The 2,447-nt window shown below is 35.0% G+C and carries 1 protein-coding gene; it reads left to right on the top strand.

Annotation, left to right across the window (positions count from 1 at the left end; all coding sequences use genetic code 11):
- Positions 1 to 1,012: 1,012 nt before the first annotated feature.
- Positions 1,013 to 1,384: a hypothetical protein gene (locus tag HCUR_RS01775; RefSeq protein WP_129591838.1), complete on the top strand. Its 372-nt coding sequence runs from the start codon at positions 1,013 to 1,015 to the stop codon at positions 1,382 to 1,384.
- Positions 1,385 to 2,447: the final 1,063 nt, after the last annotated feature.

Here is a 2,447-nt window from a genome sequence, read left to right as displayed (position 1 = left end):
GGAGAACTTTGACTTTAAAGGTTACGATGCTGATAACATTGTCTATTATGCTGACACATTATATTGGCAGCAGTAAAGCCGTCATCTCCCCACGATCCATGCAAAAAACCCCAGAGAATTTGAGGCAGGTTTTTACAAAGAACGCACTCTAGTCGAGCGAATGTTCAACACGTTAACCCATTTCAGGCGCGTTGCACCAAACCATGACACACTTTCACACGCCCTTCCTTCATTTTGCTGCATCACTCATAATTCTAAAGTAAACTTAAATGTCGACACACTAATTACTGTACTCCTATATATCTCAAACATTTTTGATACTTTTTTTTGTGGTGTGCCTTTGCTCAAGGCGTATATTACTTTTTCTTAAATCGTTCTGATATGGGCTTGTGAACATTTTCTTGTTATCTTAGCATGCACTTAATTCAAGGTGATTTTTTATAAATTTTTTTCCTCGTTACGCTTTGAACGAGATGGCTGCTTAAATTTTTTTATGCCCTGATATTTATAGGATTTGCAGCATTTTTTGAATGTATCCCTGATTAAATCTAATACTTCAAATAATTTACTATTATTTATAGGTATTTCCTTGAAGCTTGTTGGCTATTACTCCCGGACTCCCTATATTTTTTAGATTTATTGTCGCTTTATCCATGTATTTCCCTGTGTATTACTTATTTATTAGAATAATTTTTATGCCTATTTTAAATATTCATAAATAATCAACGCCGTATTAATTGATGACTTGCAATAATATACTTAGATCAGATTATAACTGGGAAATAGTGTTAGACCTTAAACGCTGTCGCGCAATAGTTATTTCTTTTATTATAATCTTCCCTATTCCCTGTATCGACCTACAGAGCAGACTAAATTTACAAGACAATTTAATCAAGCAATTGAAATTTTTTATTCACAGAATTCAAATTTTAATTACACTTTTCATTATTTAAAGATTTTTTAATTTTTTTGGGGAATAATTATGAATGAAAATAAAATTAAATATATAAAAATGAACAAAAAACTTATTTACTTTTTATTAATTATTAATTTTATAGGGAGTTCTAGTGGATTTTCCCGGGGCGGAGGCCATCATGGAGGGTTCAGAGGGTATGGTGGCTCTCACGGTCATCCTACCCGTCTTGGATTTTCTTCAATGAACCAAAGCCCTAAAGCATCTAATAATGTTAGTGTTCAAAAAAATGCTTCTATCAATGGATATGGGGGAGGCTATTCAGGCGGCTATGGAGGAGCGGGATATGTTGGAGGTACTGGATGGCCAATTGCAGCAGCCACTGCCACCACTGCAGCACTTCTTGCTTCTCGAGGGGGAGGGATTACCCCAGCACCAGTTTATTATGAAGATATTGAGGTATACAACTAAAGTAAGATAAAAATTTGATCTTTTTTATAAGGTAGCATTATGACTAGGAACGTGTAGCTCCTGTTAGTTGCGTAGTGGTTTTGCTATAAGAATTTAGCTTAAAGATAAGATTTAAAAAATTCAAGTAAGGTTTTATAGAGTTCAGTATATTGAGTAATATTACGGCTAATGCATCGTTTCATAGTAGCCCAGAATTTCTCAGGCAGATAGATATGGCAGTAAAAAAATTAGTCCGCAGCCAATCGTTCAATGAATTCTTCGGTCTTATAAGCGTTATAAAATGAGGTATGATCCACAATTAATCCAGGTTTTAGCGCTTTGATTAATCACTGTTCTACCCAATCCGTTAAAAGCCATGGGGTACTATGGATTGATTATTTCAGCTATACTATAGGTTATTTTGTAATATCTAAAACTCTTTTTAGCAACCAGTTGCTCGCTTTTTTTATCCCATAGTGTATCTTACTCTTTTTGCAATCTGCCGTATCTACATTACTGTCATCAATATATACAAGGGTTTTAGGGAGCATCTTTTTTATGACTTCTAGATACACAGCAAATTAACTATATAATATTTATAATAAAAAAAAATATTATTTAAAGATATCGTATTCATTAAATTTTCGTCGGAAGAGTTGAGGAATTAAGAAGAAAGAAGGATTAAGCTATGAGGACTCTGGTAAACGTTTTGGAATGGGGAAGCAGATTATAGAGGGAGTAGGTGTTTAGAACCGACATTCGTCCACTCTAAGCCAGTCAGCACAATGGACATGGACTGTTTAAAACACGATATTCAAGATAGATCTTGATGCTGATCAGCCAGAGCGCTTTTGGGTTAGTGCTGTTAGTATTTTGAAAGCCCTGAGACGTCTTGGTGTTGGCTATAAAAAAATCCAAAAGCGGATACAGAAAAAAGATCTGTATTGTGCCAAAAGTGTGATGAATTAAACAGAAAAGTTGATGAACGTGGAGTTGCGCATCATATGCCAAGAACTCACGGGTATTCTGTAAAAGGGCAGCATTGTTACGCAAAACAGGATTGGGGTTCCAAAAGTAGAACACA

Source organism: Holospora curviuscula (assembly GCF_002930195.1).
GTDB classification, from domain to species: Bacteria; Pseudomonadota; Alphaproteobacteria; order Holosporales; family Holosporaceae; genus Holospora; species Holospora curviuscula.
Note: the sequence above shows the minus strand (reverse complement) of the source record. Positions and strands in the feature narration are given on the sequence as shown.